The 26,035-nt window shown below is 64.5% G+C and carries 23 protein-coding genes; 12 read left to right on the top strand and 11 right to left on the bottom strand.

What is annotated here, in order from left to right; all coding sequences use genetic code 11:
* The first annotated feature begins 118 nt into the window (after positions 1-118).
* The 7 genes from KLP42_RS09350 to KLP42_RS09380 all read left to right on the top strand — a co-directional run bounded on the left by KLP42_RS09350 (position 119) and on the right by KLP42_RS09380 (position 7,581).
* Positions 119-391, top strand: a complete 273-nt coding sequence (locus tag KLP42_RS09350; protein WP_215566063.1) for a hypothetical protein — start codon at positions 119-121, stop codon at positions 389-391.
* A gap of 187 nt (positions 392-578) precedes the next feature.
* Complete coding sequence (locus tag KLP42_RS09355; RefSeq protein WP_215566064.1) at positions 579-2,465, top strand: peptidylprolyl isomerase; 1,887 nt, start codon at positions 579-581, stop codon at positions 2,463-2,465.
* A gap of 21 nt (positions 2,466-2,486) precedes the next feature.
* Positions 2,487-3,503, top strand: a complete 1,017-nt coding sequence (gene trpD, locus KLP42_RS09360) for an anthranilate phosphoribosyltransferase (RefSeq protein ID WP_215566066.1) — start codon at positions 2,487-2,489, stop codon at positions 3,501-3,503.
* An 18-nt stretch (positions 3,504-3,521) separates the two neighbouring features.
* Positions 3,522-4,337, top strand: a complete 816-nt coding sequence (gene trpC / locus KLP42_RS09365; RefSeq protein WP_215566068.1) for an indole-3-glycerol phosphate synthase TrpC — start codon at positions 3,522-3,524, stop codon at positions 4,335-4,337.
* Entirely contained in the window at positions 4,337-4,828 is a 492-nt protein-coding gene (moaC, locus tag KLP42_RS09370; RefSeq protein WP_215566070.1) for a cyclic pyranopterin monophosphate synthase MoaC, read from the top strand. The genes trpC and moaC overlap by 1 nt, the downstream gene beginning before the upstream one ends.
* 4 nt (positions 4,829-4,832) lie before the next feature.
* Complete coding sequence (locus KLP42_RS09375) at positions 4,833-6,062, top strand: molybdopterin molybdotransferase MoeA (RefSeq protein WP_215566072.1); 1,230 nt, start codon at positions 4,833-4,835, stop codon at positions 6,060-6,062.
* Between the two features lie 61 nt (positions 6,063-6,123).
* Positions 6,124-7,581, top strand: coding sequence for a cryptochrome/photolyase family protein (locus KLP42_RS09380; protein WP_215566074.1), 1,458 nt, complete (start codon positions 6,124-6,126; stop codon positions 7,579-7,581).
* Positions 7,582-7,584: 3 nt separating this feature from the next.
* Here the strand turns inward: KLP42_RS09380 and KLP42_RS09385 are convergent, their stop codons facing one another.
* The 5 genes from KLP42_RS09385 to KLP42_RS09405 form a co-directional block, all read right to left on the bottom strand.
* Entirely contained in the window at positions 7,585-8,280 is a 696-nt protein-coding gene (locus tag KLP42_RS09385) for an AAA family ATPase (protein WP_215566075.1), read from the bottom strand.
* A gap of 621 nt (positions 8,281-8,901) precedes the next feature.
* Complete coding sequence (gene pyrG / locus KLP42_RS09390; RefSeq protein WP_215566077.1) at positions 8,902-10,530, bottom strand: CTP synthase; 1,629 nt, start codon at positions 10,528-10,530, stop codon at positions 8,902-8,904.
* 136 nt (positions 10,531-10,666) lie between these two features.
* Entirely contained in the window at positions 10,667-11,083 is a 417-nt protein-coding gene (secG, locus tag KLP42_RS09395; RefSeq protein WP_215566079.1) for a preprotein translocase subunit SecG, read from the bottom strand.
* A gap of 117 nt (positions 11,084-11,200) precedes the next feature.
* Positions 11,201-11,971, bottom strand: coding sequence for a triose-phosphate isomerase (tpiA, locus tag KLP42_RS09400; protein ID WP_215566081.1), 771 nt, complete (start codon positions 11,969-11,971; stop codon positions 11,201-11,203).
* 149 nt (positions 11,972-12,120) lie between these two features.
* On the bottom strand, positions 12,121-13,032 hold the full coding sequence (locus tag KLP42_RS09405; protein ID WP_215566083.1) for an alpha/beta fold hydrolase: 912 nt from the start codon (positions 13,030-13,032) through the stop codon (positions 12,121-12,123).
* Between the two features lie 209 nt (positions 13,033-13,241).
* On the opposite strand from KLP42_RS09405, the gene parE reads away from it, so the two are divergent.
* Positions 13,242-15,305: a DNA topoisomerase IV subunit B gene (gene parE / locus KLP42_RS09410; protein WP_215566085.1), complete on the top strand. Its 2,064-nt coding sequence runs from the start codon at positions 13,242-13,244 to the stop codon at positions 15,303-15,305.
* 26 nt (positions 15,306-15,331) lie between these two features.
* Here parE and KLP42_RS09415 read toward each other — a convergent pair whose 3' ends face one another.
* A complete protein-coding gene (locus tag KLP42_RS09415; protein WP_215566088.1) occupies positions 15,332-17,890 on the bottom strand; it encodes an HWE histidine kinase domain-containing protein in 2,559 nt (852 codons plus the stop codon).
* A 670-nt stretch (positions 17,891-18,560) separates the two neighbouring features.
* On the opposite strand from KLP42_RS09415, the gene KLP42_RS09420 reads away from it, so the two are divergent.
* Positions 18,561-19,679 carry an AI-2E family transporter gene (locus KLP42_RS09420; protein WP_215566753.1) on the top strand — a complete coding sequence of 373 codons (1,119 nt, stop codon included), beginning with the start codon at positions 18,561-18,563 and terminating at the stop codon, positions 19,677-19,679.
* 7 nt (positions 19,680-19,686) lie between these two features.
* On the opposite strand, the gene KLP42_RS09425 is transcribed toward KLP42_RS09420, so the two are convergent.
* Positions 19,687-20,160: a GNAT family N-acetyltransferase gene (locus KLP42_RS09425; RefSeq protein ID WP_215566090.1), complete on the bottom strand. Its 474-nt coding sequence runs from the start codon at positions 20,158-20,160 to the stop codon at positions 19,687-19,689.
* 85 nt (positions 20,161-20,245) lie between these two features.
* On the opposite strand from KLP42_RS09425, the gene KLP42_RS09430 reads away from it, so the two are divergent.
* Entirely contained in the window at positions 20,246-20,689 is a 444-nt protein-coding gene (locus tag KLP42_RS09430; RefSeq protein ID WP_215566092.1) for a hypothetical protein, read from the top strand.
* Positions 20,690-20,702: 13 nt separating this feature from the next.
* On the opposite strand, the gene KLP42_RS09435 is transcribed toward KLP42_RS09430, so the two are convergent.
* Entirely contained in the window at positions 20,703-21,710 is a 1,008-nt protein-coding gene (locus KLP42_RS09435; protein WP_215566094.1) for a DUF2336 domain-containing protein, read from the bottom strand.
* 387 nt (positions 21,711-22,097) lie between these two features.
* Here KLP42_RS09435 and KLP42_RS09440 point away from each other — a divergent pair, with 387 nt between their 5' ends.
* Positions 22,098-22,688: a hypothetical protein gene (locus tag KLP42_RS09440; RefSeq protein ID WP_215566096.1), complete on the top strand. Its 591-nt coding sequence runs from the start codon at positions 22,098-22,100 to the stop codon at positions 22,686-22,688.
* Between the two features lie 9 nt (positions 22,689-22,697).
* Here the strand turns inward: KLP42_RS09440 and KLP42_RS09445 are convergent, their stop codons facing one another.
* Positions 22,698-23,303 carry a flavin reductase family protein gene (locus KLP42_RS09445; RefSeq protein WP_215566098.1) on the bottom strand — a complete coding sequence of 202 codons (606 nt, stop codon included), beginning with the start codon at positions 23,301-23,303 and terminating at the stop codon, positions 22,698-22,700.
* Entirely contained in the window at positions 23,303-23,890 is a 588-nt protein-coding gene (locus KLP42_RS09450; RefSeq protein WP_215566100.1) for a nitroreductase family protein, read from the bottom strand. Before KLP42_RS09450 ends, KLP42_RS09445 begins: the two co-directional genes overlap by 1 nt.
* A 260-nt stretch (positions 23,891-24,150) precedes the next feature.
* On the opposite strand from KLP42_RS09450, the gene KLP42_RS09455 reads away from it, so the two are divergent.
* Positions 24,151-25,086: an RgsD C-terminal domain-containing protein gene (locus tag KLP42_RS09455; RefSeq protein WP_252192917.1), complete on the top strand. Its 936-nt coding sequence runs from the start codon at positions 24,151-24,153 to the stop codon at positions 25,084-25,086.
* A 66-nt stretch (positions 25,087-25,152) separates the two neighbouring features.
* Here KLP42_RS09455 and KLP42_RS09460 read toward each other — a convergent pair whose 3' ends face one another.
* A complete protein-coding gene (locus KLP42_RS09460; protein ID WP_215566102.1) occupies positions 25,153-25,992 on the bottom strand; it encodes a lysophospholipid acyltransferase family protein in 840 nt (279 codons plus the stop codon).
* Positions 25,993-26,035 lie beyond the last annotated feature (43 nt).

Genomic DNA, 26,035 nt, shown 5'->3' on the forward strand with positions numbered 1-26,035 from the left:
CCGCTTTCGTTCGTTGCCTTCTGATACTCCAGCCCGCAGCGAATGTGTAGGAATTCCGGAACAATTTTCACCGTGGCGGGTCTGGATGACGCAATTCGAGCATCAAGGAGACAGCAACATGCCGGCGATCTATGCCCGATACGACAGGACCGAGGCGCGACCGGGGGATCTGGTGGTCCGCCTCTACCACTCGGGAGAGGAAATTCGCGGATATCTGCGCCGCGTGGCCGAGCAGGATCAGGAAGACGCAGTCTTTCCCGGCGAGGAAATGCAGCCGGACGACGCGTTTCGCATGGCCTGGAACAAGAATCGCGACCATCCGGAGCGTCCGGTTCTCGTCGAACTGTCCGAAGGGGTGAACTGGAACCCCGGATGGGGAAAGCTGGCCTGAAGCGCCTGCGCCCCTGCACCGCCCAGCAAGGCCGGACGACCGCGAGGGCCGCCGTCCGCATCGATCGGCGCTTCGCCGCGTCTTTTGAGGCAAAATGCCTTCATTTCCGACGCGCTTTGTTCTAGAGACAAACCTTCGAAGCTGCCGGTGGCAGCGTTCAGCACCCTTTGCAAGGTAATGTCGATCGATGCTTGATTCCCTCAGATCCGCCTCCCGCTCCTGGGTCGCGAAATTGCTGTTCCTTCTTCTCGTGGTTTCCTTCGGCATCTGGGGTGCATCCGCATCGATTGTGGGTGGGGGCAGCAATGCCGTCATGACCGTCGGGGAACAGCGCGTCACGCCGGAAGAGTTCCGCCTCGCCTATCAGCGCCAGCTCGCCTCGCTGAGCCGCCAGTTCGGCACGCAGCTGACCACCGAGCAGGCGCGGGCCTTCGGCGTCGAGCAGCAGGCCTTCGCGCAGCTCGCCGCCGGTGCCGCGCTGGATCAGCTGTCTGCGGACATGCGGCTTGGCCTCTCGCAGGACCGTCTGGCATCGCTGATCGCCGAAGACCCGGCCTTCCGCGGCAATGACGGCCGCTTTGACCGCCAGCTGTTCAGCAGCCGTCTGCGCAATGCCGGCATTCGCGAGGAAGACTACATCAAGGAGCGCAGCAAGGTCGCCGTGCGCAGCCAGATCGTCGATGCCGTTTCCGATGGCTTCCAGCCGCCGAAGGTGCTGGTCGATGCCCTGAAGCAGTATCGCGACGAAGCGCGCGATGTCGATTACGTCCTGCTTTCCTTCGCCAATATCGACCCGGTCAAGGCACCGGACGAGGCGGTGCTGAACGCCTGGTTCGACGGGGCCAAGGCGCGCTATCGGGCGCCGGAGCTGCGCCGTTTCACCTATGTCACCCTGCAGCCGGGCGATGTGGCCGACCCGACGAGTGTGACCGACGAGCAGGTGCGTGCAGAATACGAACGTCGCAAGGACAGCTACCGCACGCCGGAAACCCGCACCATCGAGCAGCTCGCCTTCCCCAGCAAGGAAATGGCCGATGCCGCGCTGGCGCAGATGAAGGAACGCAACCTCACCTTCGACCAGCTCGTCGCCGATCAGGGCAAGACGCCAGCCGACGTGATGCTCGGTGACTTCACCAGGGACCAGCTGCCGGACCAGAAGATTGCCGATGCGGCCTTTGCGCTTGGCCCGCAGGGCGGCGTGACGCCGGTCGTCCAGGGCACCTTCGGCCCGGTCGTGCTGCGTGTCACCAATGTACGGCCGGAAACGACCCGCTCCTTCGACGAGGTGAAGGACGAGATCCGCAAGAACCTGGCGATTGCCGCCGCCGCACAGGACGTTCAGTCCGTGCATGACCGGTTCGAGGACCTGCGCGGTTCCGGCTCCTCGCTCGAGGAGGCCGCCGCACAGCTGAAGCTGAAGCCGGTCTCGATCACCGTCGACCGCAGCGGCAGCGATGCCAGCGGCACGCCCGTGACGACCCTTCCGAAGTCGGAAAGCCTTCTGCCCGAGGTCTTCCGCACCGATGTCGGCGTCGAGGCGCTGCCGGCCAATCTCGGCAATGACGGCTATGTCTGGTTCGACGTGCGCGAAATCATTCCCGAGCGCGACCGCAGCCTTTCCGAGGTGCATGACAAGGCGGTGGCCGACTGGACGACCGAGCAGCAACGTGCTGCGCTGAAGACCCGCGCGGACGAGCTCAAGGCCCGGCTGGACAAGGGCGAGGCTCTCTCGGCCATCGCCACCGAACTCGGAATCGCAGTCGAGACCAAGGCCAACCTGAAGCGCCAGAGCAATGATCCGATTTTCGGCGGCGAGGCTGTGCAGGCTGCCTTCAGCGGTCCGGTCGGCACCAATGCCGCTGCAGCGGCCGCCGATGGGGAAAGCCGCGTTCTGCTGCACGTGACGGCCGTCAATCATCCGCAGGCCGACGCCCTCAGCGGCGAGGAACAGCAGTTGCAGCAGATTGCCCGCGCCGCCGGCGACGACATTCTCGACCAGATGGTCAACCAGCTGCAGACCGGCTACGGCGTTTCGATCAACCAGGCCCTGGCCGACCAGGCCATGGTTCGCTAGCGCGACGAAGGGGGAGACGGCATGGGAGAACTGAAACCCTTCATCGCCAAGGTGGCCAATGGCGAGGCGCTTTCCCGCGACGATGCCCGGGCGGCCTTCGACATCCTGATGTCGGGCGAGGCAACGCCCTCGCAGATCGGCGGCTTCCTGATGGCGCTGCGCGTGCGTGGCGAAACGGTGGAGGAAATCGCCGGTGCGGTCTCCACCATGCGCGCCAAGATGCTGCCGGTCGCCGCACCGCCGGATGTCATCGACATCGTCGGCACGGGCGGCGACGGGCTCGGCACCTACAACATCTCGACGCTTGCGGCGATCATCGTGGCCGGTGCCGGTGTGCGGGTGGCCAAGCACGGTAATCGGGCGCTGAGTTCCAAGTCCGGCACGGCGGACGCGCTGACGGCGCTTGGCGTGAAGCTCGACATTCCGCCTGCCCTCATCAGCCGCTGCATCGAGGAGGCCGGCATTGGCTTCATGTTCGCGCAGGTGCATCACGCCGCCATGCGCCATGTCGGGCCGAGCCGTGTGGAACTCGGCACGCGTACCATCTTCAACCTGCTTGGCCCCCTCTCCAATCCGGCCGGCGCGCGGCGCCAGCTGCTCGGCGTGTTCTCGTCCCGCTGGCTGCAGCCGATCGCCGAGGTGATGCGCGATCTTGGCTCCGAAAGCCTGTGGGTCGTGCACGGCCAGGGCATGGACGAAATCGCCACCACGGGCGTGACGCAGGTCACGGCGCTGGAAAACGGTGCGATCCGCAGCTTCGAGCTGACACCGGAGGATTTTGGCGTGCCCCGCGCGACGATCGACGAGCTGAAGGGCGGCGATGGCGAGGTGAACGCGCGCGCATTGCGCGCCGTGCTCGGCGGTGCCCGCAATGCCTATCGCGACATCGCGCTTTGCAACGCGGCCGCTTCCCTGGTGGTGGCCGGCCGGGCCGCCGACGTGCTGGAAGGCATGATCCTTGCCACCCAGTCGCTGGATAGCGGCAATGCGGCGGCCGTGCTCGACCGTCTCGTCGCGGTCTCCAACGAGACGATCTGAGGCTTGCCGGAGATTTTTATGAGCGACATCCTGAGAAAGATCGAAGCCTACAAGCTGCAGGAAATCGAGGCGGCCAAGGCGCGCGTGTCCGAAGCCGACCTGAAGGCGATGGCCGCCGACCAGCCGGCGCCGCGCGGCTTTCACAAGGTTCTGGTGCAGAAGCAGCAGGCCGGCGCCTTCGGCCTGATCGCCGAAATCAAGAAGGCGAGTCCCTCCAAGGGCCTGATCCGGCCGGATTTCGATCCGCCCGCGCTGGCAAAAGCCTATGAAGAGGGTGGTGCCGCCTGCCTTTCTGTACTGACAGATGCACCGAGCTTTCAGGGCGCGCCGGAATATCTGACGGCGGCGCGCGCCGCCTGTTCGCTGCCGGCCTTGCGCAAGGACTTCATGTTCGATGCCTATCAGGTTCTGGAAGCGCGTGCCTGGGGTGCCGACTGCATTCTGCTGATCATGGCCTCGCTGTCCGACGACGTCGCAAGGCGTCTGGAGGACGAAGCCTTCGCGCTCGGCATGGACGTGCTGGTGGAAGTGCATGATGCGGACGAGATGGAACGGGCGCTGAAGCTTGCCTCGCCGCTCATCGGTATCAACAACCGCAATCTGCGAACCTTCGAAGTCAGCCTCGAGGTCAGCGAAAGGCTGGCGGCAATGGTCCCGGCCGACCGGCTGCTGGTCGGAGAAAGCGGCATCTTCACCCATGCCGATTGCCTGCGCCTGCAAAAGAGTGGCATCTCGACCTTCCTCGTCGGCGAAAGCCTGATGCGCAAGGACGATGTGACAGCAGCCACCCGCGCGCTTCTTGCCGGCGAGGCGGCCAGCCAGGCGGCCGAGTGATGGCGAAGGACGCACGCCTCACCCATATCGATGCCGCGGGCGAAGCGCATATGGTCGATGTCGGCGACAAGGCCGCCACCGTGCGGATCGCCACGGCCGAAGGCCATGTACGCATGCTGCCCGAAACGCTGGCGCTGATCCGCGCCGGCAATGCGAGGAAAGGCGACGTGATCGGCACGGCGCGACTGGCCGGCATCATGGCCGCCAAGCAGACCGCAAGCCTGATCCCGCTCTGCCATCCGCTGATGCTGAGCAAGGTCTCCGTCGAGATCAGCGAGGACGAGGCCCTGCCCGGCCTGCGCGTCGAGGCCACGGTGAAGCTGACCGGCCAGACGGGTGTCGAGATGGAGGCACTGACCGCCGTTTCCGTCGCCTGCCTGACGATCTATGACATGGCGAAGGCGGTGGATAAGGGCATGCAGATTGGCGGCATCCAGCTTCTCGCCAAAAGCGGCGGCAAATCCGGCGACTGGCAACGCAGCAAGGAATGACATCATGGCAGGCCCGCTCCTTCCCGTTTCCGACGCCCTTCAGCGCCTGTTGTCGCGGGCAAGGCCGGTGGCGGAGGTGGAACGTGTCAGCCTCAGGCAGGCAGCGGGTCGCGTGCTCGCGGAGGATCTTGCCGCACGCCTGACGCAGCCGCCCTTCCATGCCTCCGCCATGGACGGCTATGCATTGCGCGCCATGGACGCCCCACGGATCGGGACCGAGCTGACGGTCATCGGCCAGTCGGCCGCCGGCCATGCCTTTGCCGGCACGCTCGGCCCCGGCGAGGCGGTCCGCATCTTCACCGGCGCACCGGTGCCGGAGGGAGCAGATACGGTGCTGATCCAGGAGGATGCCGAACGGCTGGACGATGCCCGTATCCGCACCGCCTTTGCCGTGACGGCGGGGCGCCACATTCGCCCGCGCGGCCAGGATTTTGCCGAGGGCGAGGTTGTGCTCACGGCCGGCACGCGTCTCGACCATGCGCATGTGACGGTGGCTGCTGCCATGAATCACGCATCGCTTGCCGTCTACCGCCGTCCGCGCGTGGCGCTGATTGCCACCGGCGACGAACTGGTCGTCCCCGGCGGCACGCCCGGCCCGGACCAGATCATCGCCTCAAACACTTTTGGCGTCGCAGCCCTCATCGAGGCGGCCGGCGGCGAGGTGCTGGATCTCGGCATCGTCGGCGACGACCGCGCGCTCATCGAGGCACAGATCGGCAAGGCCATCGAGGCCGGCGTCGACGTGCTGGTGACGCTCGGCGGCGCCTCCGTCGGCGATCACGATCTCGTACAGGCAAGTCTGACGGCCAAGGGCATGGCGCTGGATTTCTGGCGCATTGCCATGCGCCCCGGCAAGCCGCTGATGGTGGGCGCGCTCGGCGCGATGCAGGTTCTCGGCCTGCCCGGCAATCCCGTCGCAAGCCTTGTCTGCGGAATGCTGTTCCTCGAACCGCTGATCGCCCGGCTGGCGCACCAGCCGCGCCCGGACCGTGCGTCGACCGCGCTGACGGCAACGCCGCTTGTCGCCAATGACCAGCGGCAGGATTATCTGCGCGCCACGCTGTCGCGCGATGATCAGGGCCGCCTCGTCGCCGAGACGTTCGGCAAGCAGGATTCTTCGATGATGAAGATCTTTGCCCATTCGGACGCGCTGATCGTGCGGCCGCCGCATGCGCCGCAACTGCCGGCGGGCAGCCCCTGCCCCATCATCCTGCTGCGGCCGTTCGCCGGGTGATCTGGCCCGCAAGAGAATCCGTAGGCGGCGGAGATCTGCTTGAAAATCCGGAGTTTGCCGCGTGTCCGACCGATCCCCTGTCCTTGTCTGGTTCCGCAAGGACCTGCGCCTTGATGACAATGGCGCCCTGACGGCAGCAGTCCAGAGCGGCGCGCCGGTCATCTGTGTCTATGTTCGCGAGCCGCAAGCGGAGAAGGTCGGACCACTGGGCGCTGCACAGGGCTGGTGGCTGCATCATTCCCTCAACGCCCTTTCAGGCGCGCTGCAAGCCAGGGGAAACCGGCTGGTCCTGCGCAGCGGCAAACCGGCGGAGGCACTGGCAGCACTGGCTGCGGAAACCGGGGCCAGGGCTCTCTTCCTCAACCGCCTCTATGAACGCGACGAGATCGACCCGGACATCCTCGACACGCTGCGCAGGACCGGCCTGGAGGTCCGCCGCTTCAAGGGCCAGCTGCTGCACGATCCGCAAGAGATGCGCACCGGCACGGGCGGTCCATACCGGGTCTATACGCCCTTCTGGAGGGCGCTCGAAAAGGATGGCGAGCCGCGCGAGCCCGTCGATGCCCCGAGGACCGTTGCTGCCCCTTTTCGGATTCCTGCTTCGGAAAATCTGGCGCAGTGGGATCTGCTGCCGAAGCGACCCAACTGGGCAGCGGAATTTGAAACGCTCTGGCAACCGGGAGAAGCAGGCGCGCATCAACGCCTCGCCCGCTTCATCGACAAGCCTGTCGAGCACTACAAGCGCGACCGCGACTTTCCGGGTCTTGAGGATGCCACTTCGATGCTTTCCCCGCATCTGGCCTTCGGCGAAATCTCGCCGGCCCGCATCTGGCATGCAACCCGCGGGCTCGCCGCCACGGAAGACATGATCCATTTCCGCAAGGAACTGGTCTGGCGCGAATTTTCCTACCATCTGCTGGTGGAGTTCCCGCGGCTTGCCAGCGCCAACTGGAACGAGCGATTCGACGCCTTTCCATGGACCTTCGACGCCGCGCAGTTCAGGGCCTGGACCAGAGGGCAGACGGGCTATCCGATCGTCGATGCCGGCATGCGCCAGCTCTGGCGGCACGGCTACATGCACAACCGTGTGCGGATGATCACCGCCTCCTTCCTGATCAAGGACCTGATGATTGACTGGCGACGGGGCGAAGCCTGGTTCCGCGACACGCTGCTTGATGCAGACGTCGCCTCCAACGCCGCCAACTGGCAGTGGGTCGCAGGTTCTGGCGCCGATGCCGCCCCCTTCTTCCGCGTGTTCAACCCGATCCTGCAGGGAGAGAAATTCGATCCCGAGGGCGATTACGTTCGCCGCTTCGTGCCCGAAATCGCCGCTCTTCCGAACCGCTACATCCACAAGCCCTTTGAAGCGCCGCTCGATGTGCTGCGGAAGGCCGGTGTCACCCTCGGCTCCACCTATCCGAGGCCGATCGTCGAGCATGGCCCGGCTCGTGACCGGGCGCTCGCAACCTATGCGCATGTGACCGGCAGAAGCGCCGACCCCGACCCGCGAGACCGATGAGGATCAATGCTTGCACCGCCCGGGCAAGGCGGCGCCGGCTGCTGTGTCGATGCAACTGGCAACCGCATCGGTCAGACGGTCGATGTCGCGACGAGCCTTGGCCAGATTGCTGACAGCCGCATGGTCCTTGTCTACCAGATTGGTCATGTGGCTGAACATGTCACGAAAGGCGCTGCGTTCCAGAACCGGTATCGGCAGGAAGGGAACGCTCCGCTCCTCGACGATCTGGGTGGCATAGCGAACCGCATTCGTCACCACCATCGGGCTCACCCGCGTCAGAACCAGGGACGTGTTGACGGGCGAGCGGCGGTTCTCCGCCACCGAGGTGATCAGTTCGATGGTATGGAGCGCCCCCCGCGCATCCATCATGGAGCCCTGCATCGGCACGAGCACGAGATCCGACAGCGCAAAGGACAGGGCATTCATGACGCTTGAGGCACCGGACAGGTCGACGATCAGGTAATCCACCTGCGGCGAAGCGGCCTTGATCGCGGTCGCCAGCCGATTTGCATCCTGGACCCGCAGAGCCGTGGCATTGCGCGGCAGCGCAGCGACAGCCCAGTCATACAGAGGATAGAGCGGATCGCAATCCAGCAGGCTGACGCGATAGCCCCGCGCGCAAAGTCCCGAACACAGCAGGGCGGCACTGGTTGTCTTTCCGGAACCGCCTTTCGCATTGGCAAAGCTGACGACTTTCATGGTCTGACTGCCACCTCACCGCACGCTGGAAACACGGCGACCGCGACGGCTCGCCGCCGCAAGCCGCAGGTCTTCCTCCATCCACCGGCGGAACCTGGTGGCGGAGCGCCCCCGGCAACGCCCATTCCGGCGATGCCCGTCGCCAGCCTTCCGCAAGATCGAGGCCGGTCTTCGTCACGCGCCTGTCTGCCTCTGACGTCCACGCCGACCCCGTATGGTGTCCCGTCCTGACATTGCATGTCTCCACACTCTCCCTGTCATTCCCCCGTGTCTATGTAACATTTCTGTCATACTCAACACAGCGGAGAGCAGAAAAGGCTGGCGACTGTATCACCGGAAATACAACCGGCGTTCCGGGCGCTCTGGGCTGCAAGCGATTGAAATCATGTGCAGTGATACTGTCTCGCATTACCACACAGGGGCAGCGCAACTCGCAATTGTTCCAGCAGGAGCGCTACTGGATGCTGTGTCCCTGCCCAGCTTGGCGAATCGGTTGATGCCTCAATAGGCCGATGGGAGCATAGGCAACCAAAGGACCACGCAAAGCAGACAGCCCGGACGTCCTTGCAGACATCCGGGCTGTTCATGCCATCGGAAAATTTCAGGTGGTAGAAGCAGGCCTTACACGAGACGGCTCTGCTCCAGCGCCGCCTCGATGAAGCTCGCAAACAGCGGATGCGGATCGAGCGGCCGGCTCTTCAGTTCCGGGTGATACTGCACCCCGATGAACCACGGATGATCTGGATATTCGATGGTTTCCGGCAGCAGGCCATCCGGCGACATGCCGGAGAAGACGAGGCCACAGCTCTCCAGCCGGTCCTTGTAATCCACGTTGACTTCGTAGCGGTGACGATGGCGCTCGGAAATGTTGGTCGAGCCGTAGATCTCGGCGATCTTCGTCTCGCGCTTCAGCGCCGCCTTGTAGGCACCAAGGCGCATGGTGCCGCCAAGATCGCCGGAAGCGGAACGCTTCTGCAGTTCGTTGCCCTTGACCCATTCGGTCATGAGGCCGACGACCGGCTCCTTGGAGGGGCCGAATTCGGTCGAGGATGCACCTTCGATGCCGGCAAGGTTGCGGGCTGCCTCCAGCACCGCCATCTGCATGCCGAAGCAGATGCCGAAATACGGCACCTTGCGTTCGCGGGCAAAGCGCGCCGCATTGATCTTGCCCTGCGCGCCGCGCTCGCCGAAGCCGCCGGGCACCAGAATGCCGTTGACCTTTTCCAGATAGGGTGCCGGATCTTCCTTCTCGAAGACTTCCGACTCGATCCATTCGAGCTTCACCTTCACATGGTTGGCAATGCCACCGTGATGCAGCGCCTCGATCAGCGACTTGTAGGCATCCTTGAGGCCCGTATACTTGCCGACGACGGCAATCGTGACCTCCCCTTCCGGGGTGCGGATTCGGTTGCAGACTTCTTCCCAGGCCTCCAGACGCGGCTTCGGCGCCGGCTCAATGCCGAAGGCGGCCAGCACCTCGTTGTCGAGGCCTTCCTTGTGATAGGCCATCGGCACGTCATAGATGTTGGCCACATCAAGCGCCTGAATCACGGCGGAGGGACGCACATTGCAGAACAGCGACAGCTTGCGGCGCTCCGCCTCGGGAATCTCGCGATCGGCGCGCACCAGCAGGATGTCCGGCGCAATGCCGAGGGCCTGCAGTTCCTTCACCGAATGCTGGGTCGGCTTGGTCTTCAGCTCACCGGCTGCCGGAATATAGGGCATCAGGGTCAGATGCAGATAGACGGCAGAACCGCGCGGCAGTTCGTTGCCGAGCTGGCGGATCGCTTCCACGAAGGGCATTGCCTCAATGTCGCCGACCGTGCCGCCGATTTCGCAGATGACGAAGTCGTAATCGTCATTGCCCTCGACGACGAAATCCTTGATCTCGTTGGTCACGTGCGGAATGACCTGCACGGTCGCGCCGAGATAGTCGCCGCGGCGTTCCTTGTCGATGATGTTCTTGTAGATACGACCCGTGGTGATGTTGTCGGTCCTGGTGGCCGAGCGCCCCGTGAAGCGTTCGTAGTGGCCGAGATCGAGGTCGGTTTCCGCCCCGTCATCGGTCACGAAGACCTCGCCGTGCTGCGTCGGGCTCATCGTGCCCGGATCGACGTTGAGATAGGGGTCGAGCTTGCGGAGCCGAACCCGGTAACCGCGGGCCTGTAGCAAGGCTCCGAGGGCTGCGGCCGCAATTCCTTTTCCAAGAGAAGAAACCACGCCGCCTGTGATGAATACATATCGCGCCATGGGAGTCACCGGATACCTTTAAACGAACGATTCCACCAGCAGAAATCTAACGCCCTTGCGTTAAAGCTGTTGAAATCTGGACAAAAGAAAACCGGCAGGCTTTCGGCCTGCCGGATGCTGGAAGCGTGACGCGGCCTTACTGGCCGGTCGGAACCGCTGTCGGATCGACCGGAGCCGGGGCAGCGGGGGCGGCAGCGCCATTGCCGGCGGCCGGAGCGGCGGCACCACTGGCCGGCGCCTGACCGGCCGGTGCGCCACCGAGCGAATCGAGAATCCCGTTGCCGCTGCCCTGCTGGGTGGCGGGAATACGGTCGAGAATGTCGGTCGGACGGGACTCGTAACGGGTGAGGATGCCGAGAGCGAGCGAGGTGATGAAGAACAGAGTCGCCAGGATGGCAGTCGTGCGCGTCAGGGCATTTGCCGTGCCGCGCGCCGACATGAAGCCGGAACCGCCGCCGATGCCGAGGCCGCCGCCTTCGGAGCGCTGGATCAGCACGACGCCGACGAGTGCCAGCACGATCATGAGATGGATAACGATCAATACGGTCTGCATATCAGTCCAGTCCTGCGCGCCGGCTGGCGGCAATCAAAAACAGTCTGGCCGGCTCTTTAGCCGAGCCGGGCCAGCATTCCAAGGGGCAAGTGCGCCGGAACGGCGTTTTGCGGCAAATTAACCGACAAGGCCCTCATAGGCCTTGTAGATGGCGAGGAAATCGGCCGCTTTCAAGCTTGCGCCACCGACCAGCGCGCCGTCCACATTGGCAACGCCCATCAGTTCCTTTGCGTTGGAAGGCTTTACCGAGCCGCCATAAAGAATGCGGATTGCCTTGCCGGCTGCGCCGAAACGCGCCACCAGTTCGGCGCGCATGAAGGCATGCGCCTTCTCCACGTCTTCGACGGTCGGCGTCAGGCCGGTGCCGATCGCCCAGACGGGCTCGTAGGCAATCACGGTGTTTTCCGAATTGGCCCCGTCCGGCACCGAGGCAGCCAGCTGGCGCTTCAGGATTTCCAGGGTCTGGCCTGCCTTGCGCTCGTCGGCCGTCTCGCCGATGCAGATGATCGCCGTGATGTCGGCCGCAAAGGCGGCCTCCGCCTTGGCACGCACCAGGTGATCGGTTTCGGCATGATCGCTGCGACGCTCGGAATGGCCGACGATCACGAAGGTGCCGTAGCAGTCGGCGATCATCTCGGCGGAAATGTCGCCGGTATGGGCACCTGAGGCGTTCTGGTGGCAGTCCTGCGCACCGATCATCAGCGGACTGTCGGTGCACAGCGCGGTCGCCACATAGAGAAGCGTTGCCGGCGGGCACAGCAGCGCATCGACCTTCTCCGAAAGCGGCCCCTGCACGCCTTCGGCAATCGCCTTGATCTGGTCCAGCGAGGACCGCGTGCCATTCATCTTCCAGTTTCCAGCCACCAGCGGGCGAACATCCGGCGTCATCGCGCTTTGCTTTCCTTCATCCCGGCCGCCCTTCAAACAGGAACGGCATCCTCACATTTTTCGACAGAGGGCGTTTTAGACGCTTATTGCCGCAATTGGTATGGAAAATCGCGTGTTTGGTTGAGAACCAAGCTTAAAAATCCAGTTTATCACCCTGCCCTTGCAGCCAGCATGAAGTTGAGGATCTCCCGCCAGTCACTCATGCGCACCGGTGTGCCATGCCCACCGGTGCGATAGAGCCGAAAGAGCGTCGGATATGCCTTGCTGATCATCTTCCGATAGACGGCGATCTGCTCTTCTGCCTTGTAAACCTTGTCGTCGCTGCCATGGCTGAAGAAAACCGGGATGCGCAGCTTTGCCGCGGGCGTGGTCAGAAAGCCCGGATCCGGCGGCCCGCCCATCACCACAAGCCCCTTCAGATAGCGCACCGCCTCCTTGTCACGCGACACGCTCTGACAGATGAAATTGCCCATCGAGGCGCAGGCAAGGATCACCGGCCGGCCGCGCGAATGTTCGAAGACGGCGCGCACGAGTGCCGCTACATCGGCCGCCCCGTTCGGATCGAAACCCGGCACGCTCGGGGCGTAATAGGTTCCGCCATTGCGCAGGACGAGGTTTTTCAGCCGGTTGAAATTGCCGCCGAAGGAATAGTCGTTGGCGCCGAGACGCCGGTCGCCCCCGCGGCCATGGATGAAAATCACGGTGAAGGCTGCATCGTCAAGCGGCCCGACGCGGGTGACATCCAGCCGCGTGCCGCCAAGAACCAGCGTCTCGTTGACCTGCTGGCGACGAACGGCAAGGTCGACATAGGCCGACTTCACCCGCCGTTCCGGCTCCTCGTCGCGACCGTTGATGTCGCGCATTTCCTGATAGTCGATCACCTCGAAGGCACCGCCATCCCGGCTTTCAAGCACCGTCTGGCGGGAAAAGAGCTCGTCCTTGAAGGGAGCGATCGGGCCGTCCGTCGGCTGCGCCACGGCCATGGACGCAAGGCAGAACAGCAGCGGCAGGGCAATCGGCCACCGCGCGAGGCGCCTTTGCGGCAAATCATCTGTGGACATGCGGCGGTTCATCCACTTCCTGTCAAAACTCGGCCTTGCCAAGCACTGCGCTGCAGCGCACATCCTTTCGCAACGCCTGCTTCTTTGCACGAGCATCGCGAAAAGCCACGCCATCTGGCACGTTCGCAGACGATTCGATAGCCACCTCCAAGCCGGAAATCCGTGTCCCGCGCTTCCGTTGCTTGCTCACAGGCCCTATAGACGAACCCATGGACGACACGACCGATCTTTTCGCAAGCCTGCCGGGCACGGCTCCCAAACCGGCCGACAAGGCACCCGACCCCGCCGTCGCACCGCCGAAGGCCGCCGCCCCGCGCCCGCAGCCTGCCGCATCCGCCGGCAGCGCAGACAGTTATGATGCCTCCTCGATCCGTGTTCTGGAAGGGCTCGAGCCCGTCCGCATGCGGCCCGGCATGTATATCGGGGGCACCGACGAGAAGGCGCTGCATCACCTGTTTGCCGAAGTCATCGACAATTCGATGGACGAGGCGGTGGCCGGTCACGCCAATTTCATCGAGGTACATCTCGATCTGCAGGGATGCCTGACCGTGACCGATAATGGCCGCGGCATTCCTGTGGAAAACCATCCACAGGTTCCGGGCAAGTCCACCCTCGAAGTCATCATGACCAAGCTGCATGCCGGCGGCAAGTTCGACGGCAAGGCCTACGAGACCTCCGGCGGCCTGCATGGCGTCGGCGTTTCGGTGGTCAATGCGCTGTCGGATCTTTTGGAAGTGGAAGTGGCGCGCAACCGCAAGCTCTACCGCCAGCGCTTCTCCCGCGGCGTGCCGCAGGGCGGGCTGGAGGAGCTCGGCGACGTGCACAACCGGCGCGGCACGCGGGTGCGCTTCCACCCCGATCCGCAGATTTTTGGCGATCACGCCAGATTCGATCCGGGCCGCATCTTCCGCATGGCCCGCTCCAAGGCCTATCTGTTCGGCGGCGTCGAAATCCGCTGGAGCTGTGATGCGGGCGTGGTGCCGGCCGGCGGCGAGATTCCGGAAAAGGCGGTCTTCCACTTTCCGGGCGGTCTCAAGGATTATCTGGCGGCAACGCTCGGCAAGGAATTCACCGTCACCCGCGACATCTTTTCCGGCCGCACGGAAAAGACCGGCGGCCATGGTGCGCTCGAATGGGCGATCACCTGGTATGGCGGCGATCCGCAGATCCATTCCTACTGCAACACCATCCCGACCCCGGAAGGCGGCACGCATGAGGCGGGCCTGCGCATCGCGCTGCTGAAAGGCCTGAAGAACTACGCCGAACTGACACAGAACAAGCGCGCCAAGGACATCACCACCGATGACGTGATGATTTCGGCCGTCGGCATGCTGTCTGTCTTCATCCGCGAACCGGAATTCGTCGGCCAGACCAAGGACAAGCTGGCAACGGTGGAAGCCCAGCGCATCGTGGAAAACGCGCTGCGCGATCCCTTCGACCACTACCTCGCCGGCAATCCGGCCGAGGCGGCCAAGCTTCTCGACTGGGTGATCGAGCGGGCGGAAGAGCGCCTGCGCCGCCGCAAGGAAAAGGAAGTCAACCGCAAGACGGCGGTGCGCAAGCTGCGCCTGCCGGGCAAGCTTGCCGACTGCTCGCAGAACACCGCCGAGGGTGCCGAACTGTTCATCGTCGAGGGCGATTCGGCTGGCGGCTCCGCCAAGCAGGCGCGCAACCGCATGAACCAGGCGATCCTGCCGCTTCGCGGCAAGATCCTGAACGTCGGCAGCGCCAGCCGCGAGAAGCTTTCCGCCAACCAGCAGATCGCCGACCTTATCCAGGCGCTCGGCTGCGGCACGCGCACCAAGTACCGCGAGGAAGACCTGCGCTACGAGCGCGTCATCATCATGACCGATGCCGACGTGGACGGCGCGCATATCGCCTCGCTGCTGATCACCTTCTTCTATCAGGAAATGCCGGAGCTGATCCGCGGCAACCATCTGTATCTGGCTGTGCCGCCGCTTTATGTCATCCGCCAGGGGGCCAAGACCGTCTACGCGCGCGACGATGCGCACCGGGCGGAACTGATGGAAACCGTATTCAAGGGCAAGAAGGTGGAGATCGGCCGCTTCAAAGGTCTCGGCGAGATGATGCCGGCACAGCTCAAGGAAACCACCATGGATCCCGGCAAGCGGACATTGCTGCGCGTCGAGATCGACGAGGTGGATTTCGAGGGCACCCGCGAGGCCGTCGACAACCTGATGGGCACCAAGGCGGATGCCCGCTTCCGCTTCATCCAGGAACGCGCTGCCTTCGCCGACAATCTCGACATCTGACGGCGAAGGCCTGGCGGCCGCCCCGGTCAGACCTCCAGCACCGGTTCGCGGGCGGCCAGAACGCGCAGGATCGCACCGATGAGAGCGGTTGCCTCATAGGGCTTTCGCACCACCGGCGCATCGAAGCTTGCCGGAATGACCGACTGGTCGCTGTAGCCGGTGGCAAAGATGAAGGGTACGTTTCGGCGACTGAGTTCTTCCGCCACCGCAAGCGACGTGCCGGAGCCGAGATTGACATCCAGCACCGCGATGTCCGGCGTGGCACGCTTCAACTGGCGCAGCGCCTCTGCCGAGGACGGTGCCGTGGTGACCTTATGGAGGCCCTGCTCCGCCAGCATGGCCTCGACATCGGCGGCAATCAGCATCTGGTCCTCCACGAGAAGCAGGTCGAGATCGGCCAGCATGCCGGCAATCTCGCGGGTCGAGGCGGCGTTGATGGCCGGCTCCGCCTCCTCCTCGGCCGCCTCCGTGCCATGGATGTGTCGCGCCGGGATGATGAAACGGGCACGAATACCCTCCGGCGCATAGTCGATCCGGCTTTCGCCGCCGAGTTCATAGGGGATGCTGCGATCGATCAGCACCGTGCCGAAGCCGGAGCGGCCCGGTGTTGCCACGGGCGGTCCGCCGCTCTCCAGCCAGTCGAGAAGACAGTCACCGTTCTCGTCCTGCATCCAGCCGATCTCCAGCCGTCCGCCCGGCACGGAAAGCGCTCCGTATTTGGCGGCATTGGTGGACATTTCGTGCAACACCAGCGCCATGACGGAAAAACCGCGGCTGTCGAGCCAGACATGACCGCCCGTCAGCCGGATCTGTCTCGCACCATCGCGATAGGGCCGGACCTCCGCCTCCAGCAGATCCCGGAGCGAGCCGCCGTCGCCACTGCGCACCACCTGGTCATGGGCAAAGGCCAGCGCCTGGATGCGCCCCTTCAGCGTCGCGACATAATCCCCGATCCGGCGTCCTTCCTCGACCGGATGCCCGACCAGCGCCTTTATGACGGCGAGAATGTTCTTGACCCGGTGGTTCAGCTCCTCGTTCAGCATCCGCTGACGCACATCGGCCTTGCCCCGCTCGTCCGCCAGAAGTTCGTTGTGGTGCAGCACCACTTCGACCAGCACCGAGCGGATCGCTTCGGCGATCTCACGCTCGCTGTCTGTCCAGCGCTGCGTCTTGCGGTGAACGGTCTCCTTCCAGATGGCGAAGCTCTTGCGCGGCGTGAGCCGGTCCCCCATCGGCCCCGTCTCGTAGGATTTCTCCGGATTTCCGGCCCAGTTCAGGGTTCGCACCAGTTCCCGGCGGAAGAAGAACAGATAGTCGCGCGGACGTTGCGACAACGGAACGGCCAGCACGCCGCAGACATTCTCGGCATAATCCTCCGCCTGCGGCAGGTGGAGGGACAGATGGTCGGTTGCCCAGATGCGGCCACTGGAGACAGAGCCGACGAAATCGGCGATGCCGGTGATCGCGCCGGACGGCGGCAGCAGCCCCTCCCCGCTCCACTGGCCATCCAGCCACAGACCAATCCCGTCACAGGGCATGATGCGCGCGAAATCGCCGAGCGACCGTCGCAGCAATCCGGCAATATCGGGATTGCTGGAGGCCGACTGCAGAAAGCGGTCGAGGGAGCGGCGGGCAGCGTTTGCGGTATCGAGGATCTGCTTCTGCTTCAGCGCGCTGAGATGCAGGGAGAAGAATTCGCCGAACATTTCGGCGGCCACCCGCTGCGAAAGGCTGAGCGCCTTCGGCTGGTAGTGATGACAGGCGATCAGCCCCCACAGGTCACCATCGACGATGACCGAGATCGACATCGAGGCTGCCACGCCCATGTTGCGCAGATATTCGCAGTGGATGGGCGAGACGCTGCGCAGATGGGCGAAGGAAAGATCGAGCGGCCGGCCCTCGTCATCCCGTTCCGGCACAATCGGAATGCGGATGTCTCGCGCATCGGCGATGACCCTGATCGTGTTGCGCAGGTAGAGTTCGCGCGCCTGTTTGGGAATGTCGCTTGCCGGAAAATACTGGCCCTTGAAGCTTTCCAGATCGCGGCGCTTGTATTCGCTCACCACCTTGCCGGCTCCATCATGCTCGAACCGGTAGATCATCACCCGGTCATAGCCGAGCGTGGCAAACAGCAGCCGTGCCGATTTGTCCGCCAGTTCATCGATGCTCTCGATGGCGCGAATGCGGCTGATCAGCATGCGGGCCACTTCCAGAGGCTGATCGGAATGGGCTGCGGCCGGCTCGAATTCAATCAGCGCCAGATCGTCGTTGCGATGCACCGACACGTCGAAGCGTCCGCCGGGCAATGCAAGTGCCATGCGAAGCGCGGGCCGGGCCGGATCGACCGTCGTTGCCAGCGCATTGCGCAGCGCATGCGCCACCTCGTCCCCCAGCACCTCGTCAAGTCGCAAGCCGTTGACATCCGCCGACAGGCCAAGCATGGCCGGCAGGTTGGCGGAGTGGCGCAGGATCGCGCCGCCGGAGCCGTCGGCGACCAGCAACGCGCCACAGGCCTGGATGCTGCCGGGAATGTGAATGGGCTCCCGGTCGCAATTTCTGAGATCGACCTGAGGCGTATTCGGCATTTCAGTATCCTTCGGGGCCGGCCCTCTGCGTGGCCTGTCCCGCACGCATCGCCTGCCGTGTTCATGTCGACCATGGTGCTGCTTGTGAAATCGACTGCCGCAAACACCCTGGCAAACGGATGCATCGTCAGGCCGGCGTTGGGCACCGCTCTTTCGTTCGCGCCGGAGCCGCCGCAGATGCGGATGAAACGACAGCGCCAGGACTTTTCGGGAGTTAGAGCGTGTACATGGGCATTTCCAGACCGCGGCCCCGCAAATTTCCGCACCGGAGCGGCAATACGTCACAAGAGCATCATTTCCAGTGTCTAGGCGTGTCCGTTACCGGTCGGGACAACAAGATCGGATGAAAGGCACCGGCCTTTCACGTCATTCAGCGTTGCTGACGGAACGGATGGAAGTTGTGGCATCGCGGGCGCAAGATCATTATGGTGCGCGCCAGTGTTGACCGCAGTCAGGTCCGGAAGAACCGTCTGCGCGAGGGATTGGCGGAGATCATCATCTTGCGGAATGCAGGGGTGGCTGTGCTGCCGCCACCGTCAGACAATTCTGTCTTGCGCCAGCCGGTCACTCTGACCATATGGGCGGGCAGGCGAACAGGGATAGTTGAGCGATCGTGAGTGACAGAGAATCCTCCACCAAGGAACCCCGCTGGCTCGGGCCGGTTGCGCCCATGCGCATGGCGCTGATTCCGCCGATCTCCGCCGCCCGCTGGCTGCTGGTGCTGATCGTCTTTGCCGGGATCTATTTCTTCCACGGCTTCGTCGCGCCGGTGCTTGCCGCGCTGGTCATAGGCTTTGCCAGCTGGCCGCTGTACCGCGATCTTCTGCGACGCACGGGCGGCAACACGACGCTCGGCGCCACGATTGCCATCCTGCTCGTCATCACCTTCCTCGTCGTGCCGGTCGGGATCGCCATTTCCTATACGATCGGCGAGATGCGCGACTGGATCGGCTGGGCGCTGCAGGTCAACCGCGTCGGCTCGCCGCCGCCGAAATGGATCGTCGATCTGCCGGTGGCCGGAGACTGGCTTGGGCTGCAGTGGGAAAAGCATGTGGGCGAACCGGGCGCCATCGGCCAGCTTGTCCAGCTCGTCAGCGGCGCCAATATCGGCAACATCTACCGGGCGGTGATCGCCGCCGGCGACGGCGCCTTCCACCTGCTTCTGTCGCTGCTGTTCATGCTGATCGCGCTGTTCTTCGTCTATCGCGACGGCGCCGCCTTCTCCCGGCAGATCGACATGCTGGGAGAACGCATCCTGCCTGCCCGCTGGGAGCGCATTTCCCGCGTGGTGCCGGCAACGATCAGTTCCACCGTGACCGGCATGACCCTGATTGCCATCGGCGAGGGGATCGTGCTCGGCCTCGCCTACTGGATCGCCGGCGTGCCGTCGCCGGTCACGCTCGGCGTGCTGACCGGGGCCATGGCGCTGGTGCCGGGCGGCGCGCCCCTCTCCTTCACGCTCGTATCGATCTACCTGGTCGCCAGCGGTTCCTTCTTTGCCGGCGCCGCCCTCTTCGTGTGGGGCTCGGTCGAGCTTTTCATCGTCGACAAGACAATCCGCCCCCGTCTGGTCGGCGGGCCGATCAAGCTTCCCTTCCTGCCGACCTTCTTCGGCCTGGTCGGCGGCGTGAAGACGATGGGCTTCCTCGGCCTGTTCATCGGTCCGGTGCTGATGGCGCTGCTCGTGGCGATCTGGCGCGAATGGATGCGCGAGATCGAACTCTCCGCCGGCCTTGCGGTGGATGAGGAACCGGTCGAGGAAATGCCCAAGGGTCGCCGGACGGCCTGAACCCCGTTCAGGCGCCGGCGTCCAGCCGCTTTTCCATGAAGAGGCTCAAGGGGTCGGGCCGGTAGCTGCCAAAGGCGGGAATTTCCGCGAAGCCGTTGCGGCGGTAGAGGCCGATCGCTTCCGGCTGGTAGATGCCGGTTTCCAGCCGCAGCACCGACACGCCCAGACGCCGCCCTTCCTCCTCCAGCCTGTCCAGCAGCCGCTTGCCGAGCCGCAGGCCGCGCGCCGATTCGTCGACAAACATCCGCTTGATTTCGGCCGTGCCATCCTCCTGGCGCACCAGCGAGGCGCAGCCGAGAACCGTATCGCCAGCGCGCGCCACGAAGAAGGACACCTCGGGTGTTTCGAGTTCCTCCAGCGGCAGCATGTGGTTGCTCTCGGCCGGATAGAGCGAGGCCGCATAGGCATTCGACAGTTCCAGAAGGCGGATGACCCCGGGCTGCCTGGGTGGTTCGCGTTGAATGAGGATCGTTGCGTCCATCGGCTGTTCCTGATTTTCTGCAGCGCCTTGCCGGCGTCATGATCCTTCTCATAAGGTGGTGGCAACCCCTTGCCAAGGATGCTCCATGCGTACTGCACTTGTGATGATGACGATTCTGGGTTGCGACGACAGCGCAACCGATTGCCACTACATTGCCACGCTGCAACAGCGCTGGCCGACGATCGAGCTGTGCAATTCCGTCTCCGAGAAGGAACTCGCAGCCTTCGCCAACGTCTCCTATCCGGTGGTGATTGCGGTCTGCCAGGACCCGACCATGGCCCAGGCCAAGGCACCGGTGCCATCCGAACGCCCCGTCGCATCGACGCCGTCATCGTCGGGCGCAGAGTTACGGCCGTCCGCGGATCTGACGCCGGCCGAGGAGCGCGCGCAGGAGCAAAACCTCGCCCAGCAGGCCATCGGGCGCGTCAAGGACATCCTGCCGAGCCGCGAGGCGGTGGGCAAGCTGGTGAAAAGCCCGGTGCGCATGGTCGAGGACGGCTATGCCTGGGTGGCGCGCCGGCTGCGCTGAGACCGGATCCGGTTCAGGCTACACTTCTCAGCGTCTGCGACAGATGCCGCGCCTGTTGCCGCCGGGCCGAGGTCTCCATCTGCTCGACCAGGGCGAGCAGTTCACTGACCGGCGCATAGGGATCAGCGGGAGGTGCGATCTGCGTCCGAAGTTCGGCAGAAAGGCTGAATTCGGGCGGCATGGCGGGTTCGGCCGCCATCTTGCGCCACAAAAGCGTTGCCTCGACGAAGACATGCGCCACCTCGCGGGCAAGACCGCAGGCTTCATAAAGCGCCCGCAGGGCGTGATGACGTCCTGTCGCCAGCACCGCGCGCACGCGCTCTTCGCCCAGGCCGGACAGCGCGCACATGCAGGCTGCCAGAACCTCGATCTCGCCGCCAACGAGCGCACGCAGAAGAAAGATCGAATCGATCCGGTCATTTGCCACCAGATGTTCGACCAGTTTCTGACGCTCTGTCGGAGAGCATTCCGCCGCCATCTGCAGGGTCGTGCAGCAGTCGGTTTCCCGCAGCACGTGGGCAAGCCGCGCCGGATCCAGCAGATTGACGAGGAGGGACGACTGGCCGAGCGACTGGGTGAGGCACCGCACCAGGATGTCGCGCGCCACCAGAGGCAGGTCGGCGCGATCGGCAAGCACAGCGCGTATCTCGGGACACGCACCGAATCGTTCAGCAATGCGTTGCAATGCGTAGCGCGTGATGGTCGCACGCGGGTTGTCGAGCAGAATGCGGATATCTGCCGCTTCCCCCACTTCCGCGATGGCCGCGGCGGCACCCGGACCGAGACCGGGCCGAGCGGCCACCAGTCCGCGCAGCATCCGTCCGCCGCGCCCGACGAGATCGACCAGATCGCTCTGCGCCAGCACCGGCGAAAGCGTCAGCACATGGCAGGCCACATCCGGCTGGTCCTGCGCCAGCGCCAGAACCACCGGTCGCGGCGCCGCAGGCGAGGTCGCAAGCGCCTCGGCCAGTGCGCGGCGCACCCGTGCGTCCGGATCATCCAGCAGATGGATCATTGCCATCACGGCATCGTGCCTCTGGGGGTCCTGCAGCGGCAGACGCAGAAAGGCGCGCGCCAGAGCGCCGGCAGCCCGCGCGCGGTCCTGTGCGCCCGCCGTTTCCGCCCAATGTAGAAATGCCCTGACAATCACCGATGACGTGCCCCGTACAATGGGAGTAAATGGACACGACCGGACCATTCTCCTGCCGGACAGGCTAGGAAGAAATGGTTTATGTTCCGTTCACCATATTCCTTAAGAAATCAGGGGCTTCCGCTGTCAGAGACCGCCACTTCCCACCGACCCGCCTGGCCTTTCGTCTCATGGTGTCGCGGCGGACCCGCCGATCTTGCCGCACTGCCCGCGCTCGCATCCCCGCTGCTGTTGCGCTGGGAGGACCTGCCTCACCCCGTGGCGCAGGCCGGGCTCGTGGATCGGGACGCGATCATGCTGGCGGTCGAACTGCCGCCGCTCCACGATGCGGCATTCGATGTGGCACTGCGTCTTGCCGTCGGGGCCGGGGCTCGGGCAATGGTCCTGCCGCAGGTCGCCTGCGAGGCGGACATCCAGCACCTCGACATATGCCTGACGGTGATCGAGGAGGAGGAAGCGGCAAGCAGGCCGCCCGCCTCCATCATCGCGCGGCCGGCAGACACGCCGGAGGGAGCAGCCTTCGCCGCGGACTTTCGGCGCCTGAGCCGGCGGCTGACGGCGCTGCTCTGGGACCAGGCAGAGACACGCGCCGCGCTTGGCCTTGCCCCGGATGACACGGCGGACGGCCAGGCGCTCCTCGCGCATGTGCGCAGCCGCCTGCTGCTTTCGGCGCACGCGGCGGGCCTTGCGGCGCTGATGGCCCTGCCCGCTGCGCCTCCTGCCACACAGGACGAGGTGCAAGCCCTGCGCGCGCTGTGCCGCAACGCCCTGCGGCAGGGCTTTTCCGGTTTCGTGGCCGGATCGCGATCTCAGGCCACGCTCATCGCCGCACCTGAAGAGGGCGACTGAGCGCCATCATCAGCCGCGCGGACGCTGGATCTGAAACACATCCGCACCGCCATCGGCATAGTCCATATAACCCATGCGGGCGATGGGACGGGCAAGCTCCATATCGATCCGCCCGTCGCGGATGATTGCCTCGCTGATGTGGATTCCGACCACCTGCCCGAACACCATCACCGATTCGGAGGCTTCGCCATCAAGCCCGTGCGGAACGATGACCTGCGTGACCCGGCATTCAAGCGCCGCATGCGCCTCGGCGACATACGGCGCATCGACGAGTTCGCCCTCTCTCGGCGTCAGCCCCGCCAGCGCGAATTCGTCCACGCCGTAATCCACCGGCGCCGACGAGGCGTTCATCTTTTCGACGATGAAACGGCTGACAAGGCTTGCGGTGAAAACGCCGGTTTCCTCGGCATTCTTCAGGCTGTGCTTGCGGCCACTGGAGGAAAACATGACGATCTTCGGCCGGTCGGACACGATGTTGAAGAAGGAATAGGGCGAGAGATTGCGCGAGCCATCCCTGCCCTTCGTTCCGATCCAGCCAATCGGGCGCGGCGCGACGATCGCCTTGAAGGGATCATGCGCCATGCCGTGGCGGTTTTCATCCGTCGCGTAGAACATCAGTCCTCGTCTCCGCCGGTCCAGGTCACGATATCGGCGAGGTTGGGGCGCGGCCGGTCCGTCTGCGGGAAGCTGGTCGAGCCGATATAGAGGAATCCGGCCACCTTCTCCTCCGGCCGAATGCCGAGGATCGCCTTGGCGCCATCGTCATAGGCTACCCATTCGGACAGCCAGTTGGCGGCAAAGCCATGCGCATTGGCAGCCATGAACAGGTTCAGGCACACGGCACCCGCCGAAAGCTCCTGCTCCCAGACGGGGATTTTCACATGCGGCTGCGCCGTGCTGACAACCGCGATCACCACCGGCGCGCGGGTCAGGCGGCCGCGCTCCACCTGCTGCATCTCGTCGGAAAGCTCCGGGGTCTTCGACAGAGCAAGCTCGCACAGGGCTGCGCCGAGCCGTGCCCGCTCCGCCCCGCGATAGACGATGAAGCGCCAGGGCGCGAGCTTGCCGTGGTCCGGCACGCGGGAGGCGAGCGTCAGGATCGATTCGATCGTCGCCCGGTCCGGGCCCGGCTCGGTCATCTGAGGGGCCGGAATGGAGCGGCGCGTGGACAGATACTGGAAAAGGGAGGCTTCGGTGTTCATGACTGGATGGGCGCCCTGCTGACTGTCAAAAAAACGGAAGGCGATGACCCGGACACGTCCTGCGGATCTGCGCTCGCGGCCGGTGCAAATGCAAGGGGCCGGCGCTGCTCGGGCCGGGATGGAAGGCCGTGGCGTGCTTTAGGTCTTGAATTTGCCGTCTCGTTGGTCTTCAAGTGGCGGCTGTGCAACAAAGAGTCAACGGTCGCCACGGCATGAAATCTTCACCCCTTGCGGTCGCGCGCCTTGCCACGCTCCTGCTCATGCCGGGCGCCATGCTGGCCTGCCCGGTTTCGGCCGGCGCGGATGACGCCTTCAAGACGTTCAGGCAGCTGGACGGCACGGTGAAGATGCCGAAGCTCAACGCCTTTTCCGGATCTGGCGCAGTGCGCGCACCGGTTGCTCGCGACGTCACGCTGCAGGCAAGCCTGACGCAGGGCGGCCAGATCATGCAGAGAGGCCTCAACTGGCGGGTATTCAGTCCGATCCCCGGCCCTGACGGCAAGCTGCCCGTCGTGGCAAGCGCCGAGGGTGGCTCCGCCAACTTCCTGCTGCCGCCGGGCGACTACTTCGTCAATGTCGCCTTCGGGCGGGCCGGCGTCACCAAGAAACTACAGGTGCCGGCCAATGGCGAGGTGGAAAAACAGACGCTGGTGCTGGATGCCGGCGGCTTCGTGCTGAACGCGGTGGCGGGTTCCGACCAGCGTGTTCCCGCCGAGAAGCTGAAGTTCTCGATCTACACCGCAGAGGCCCGCGAAGATGGCGAGCGTGGTCTGATCATGGCGGATGTGAAGGCCAATACCATCGTGCGGCTGAATGCCGGCACCTATCATGTCGTATCGGAATACGGCACGGTCAATTCCGTCGCCCGCGCCGACATACAGGTCGAGGCCGGCAAGCTGACGGAAGCCACGCTGCAGCATCGCGCCGCACAGATCACGCTGAAACTCGTTTCCCAGCCCGGCGGCGAAGCGGTGGCCGACACCGCCTGGTCGGTCCTGACCTCCGCCGGCGACGTGGTGAGCGAGAGCGTGCGCGCCTTCACCACCATGGTGCTGGCAGAGGGCGATTACACTGCCATCGCCCGCAACAAGGACAAGATCTATCAGCGCGACTTCACGGTGACGCCCGGCCGCAACAAGGATGTGGAAGTGCTGATGAAGGAAGCCCAGCAGGTGAGCGGCGTCGACGCGGACTGAGGCGTGACGCAGGTGACCTTTTCGCATCTGCTGTACCTGACCGGGCGAACGGCCCGCCGGCGCGTGTCAGCCCGCCTTGCGGAAGCGGGGTTTCGGCGCCTCGCGCATGACGAAGACGGCCTGATAAAGCTGCGCCAGCAGGTCCTTGCGGTCGGAAAAGGCGGCCATCTGCTCCCAGGTCATCAGCGGGCCGATCCTGGCGCGGATCGTCGTGCCCGACAGCCGCTTGAACTCGCGGATCAGAAGCGACAGGCGAAGCGTCAGAGACACGCGGCTTGCCAGATGGAACAGCCGGCCGTTCTGGCCGTGGAAATAGACCGGAAGCACGTTGGCGCGCGCCGCCTGAATGAGACGTGCCGGAAACATCTTCCACGGCAGGTCCTCGGCCCGGCCGAACCCTTTCTTCGCCGTCGCCACGCCGCCGGCGGGGAAGATGATGATCGTCACGCCTTCCTTCAGCAGCCGCACGGCCTCGCGCCGGGTCTCCATGTTCATCGCCAGCGCTTCCTTCGTTTCCTCGAAGCAGACCGGCAGGGAATAGGGCGCGATTTCCGGCACCTTGAGCAGTTCATTGTTGATCAGCACCCGGAACGGCCGGCCGAGCTGCTCTGCGAGGGACAGGATGGCAATGCCGTCGCCAATGCCGAACGGGTGATTGGCGACGATGACGAGCGGCGCCTCGGGCAGATCCTTGGGCGGCCAGGTGCCGTCCACAGCAAGCTTCACCCGGATGAGATCCAGCATCTCGCCGAACACCCGATCCGACCTGCCGACCACATCCTTGCGCCAGATGTCGTAGAGACGGATGTAGCGGTCGCGACCGGAGAGACCTTCAATGGAGCGGATCAGCCATCGCTTGAGGCGCGGATCCCGTTCATTGGCGTAAGACAGTTCCTTGAAGCGCAACGTGCCTCTCTCCGGGCAGATGAAATGACGATGACAGTATTAT

Source organism: Rhizobium sp. CSW-27 (assembly GCF_018760785.1).
Taxonomy (GTDB): domain Bacteria; phylum Pseudomonadota; class Alphaproteobacteria; order Rhizobiales; family Rhizobiaceae; genus Neorhizobium.

What these genes read in the sequence shown, in the direction of transcription:
- KLP42_RS09350 (WP_215566063.1), top strand. Translation starts at nt 119, where the DNA reads ATGCCGGCGATCTATGCCCGATACGACAGGACCGAGGCGCGACCGGGG.
- KLP42_RS09355 (WP_215566064.1), top strand. Translation starts at nt 579, where the DNA reads ATGCTTGATTCCCTCAGATCCGCCTCCCGCTCCTGGGTCGCGAAATTG.
- trpD (WP_215566066.1), top strand. Translation starts at nt 2,487, where the DNA reads ATGGGAGAACTGAAACCCTTCATCGCCAAGGTGGCCAATGGCGAGGCG.
- trpC (WP_215566068.1), top strand. Translation starts at nt 3,522, where the DNA reads ATGAGCGACATCCTGAGAAAGATCGAAGCCTACAAGCTGCAGGAAATC.
- moaC (WP_215566070.1), top strand. Translation starts at nt 4,337, where the DNA reads ATGGCGAAGGACGCACGCCTCACCCATATCGATGCCGCGGGCGAAGCG.
- KLP42_RS09375 (WP_215566072.1), top strand. Translation starts at nt 4,833, where the DNA reads ATGGCAGGCCCGCTCCTTCCCGTTTCCGACGCCCTTCAGCGCCTGTTG.
- KLP42_RS09385 (WP_215566075.1), bottom strand. Translation starts at nt 8,280, where the DNA reads ATGAAAGTCGTCAGCTTTGCCAATGCGAAAGGCGGTTCCGGAAAGACA.
- pyrG (WP_215566077.1), bottom strand. Translation starts at nt 10,530, where the DNA reads ATGGCGCGATATGTATTCATCACAGGCGGCGTGGTTTCTTCTCTTGGA.
- secG (WP_215566079.1), bottom strand. Translation starts at nt 11,083, where the DNA reads ATGCAGACCGTATTGATCGTTATCCATCTCATGATCGTGCTGGCACTC.
- tpiA (WP_215566081.1), bottom strand. Translation starts at nt 11,971, where the DNA reads ATGACGCCGGATGTTCGCCCGCTGGTGGCTGGAAACTGGAAGATGAAT.
- KLP42_RS09405 (WP_215566083.1), bottom strand. Translation starts at nt 13,032, where the DNA reads ATGTCCACAGATGATTTGCCGCAAAGGCGCCTCGCGCGGTGGCCGATT.
- parE (WP_215566085.1), top strand. Translation starts at nt 13,242, where the DNA reads ATGGACGACACGACCGATCTTTTCGCAAGCCTGCCGGGCACGGCTCCC.
- KLP42_RS09415 (WP_215566088.1), bottom strand. Translation starts at nt 17,890, where the DNA reads ATGCCGAATACGCCTCAGGTCGATCTCAGAAATTGCGACCGGGAGCCC.
- KLP42_RS09420 (WP_215566753.1), top strand. Translation starts at nt 18,561, where the DNA reads ATGCGCATGGCGCTGATTCCGCCGATCTCCGCCGCCCGCTGGCTGCTG.
- KLP42_RS09425 (WP_215566090.1), bottom strand. Translation starts at nt 20,160, where the DNA reads ATGGACGCAACGATCCTCATTCAACGCGAACCACCCAGGCAGCCCGGG.
- KLP42_RS09430 (WP_215566092.1), top strand. Translation starts at nt 20,246, where the DNA reads ATGCGTACTGCACTTGTGATGATGACGATTCTGGGTTGCGACGACAGC.
- KLP42_RS09435 (WP_215566094.1), bottom strand. Translation starts at nt 21,710, where the DNA reads ATGGCAATGATCCATCTGCTGGATGATCCGGACGCACGGGTGCGCCGC.
- KLP42_RS09445 (WP_215566098.1), bottom strand. Translation starts at nt 23,303, where the DNA reads ATGTTCTACGCGACGGATGAAAACCGCCACGGCATGGCGCATGATCCC.
- KLP42_RS09450 (WP_215566100.1), bottom strand. Translation starts at nt 23,890, where the DNA reads ATGAACACCGAAGCCTCCCTTTTCCAGTATCTGTCCACGCGCCGCTCC.
- KLP42_RS09455 (WP_252192917.1), top strand. Translation starts at nt 24,151, where the DNA reads ATGCCGGGCGCCATGCTGGCCTGCCCGGTTTCGGCCGGCGCGGATGAC.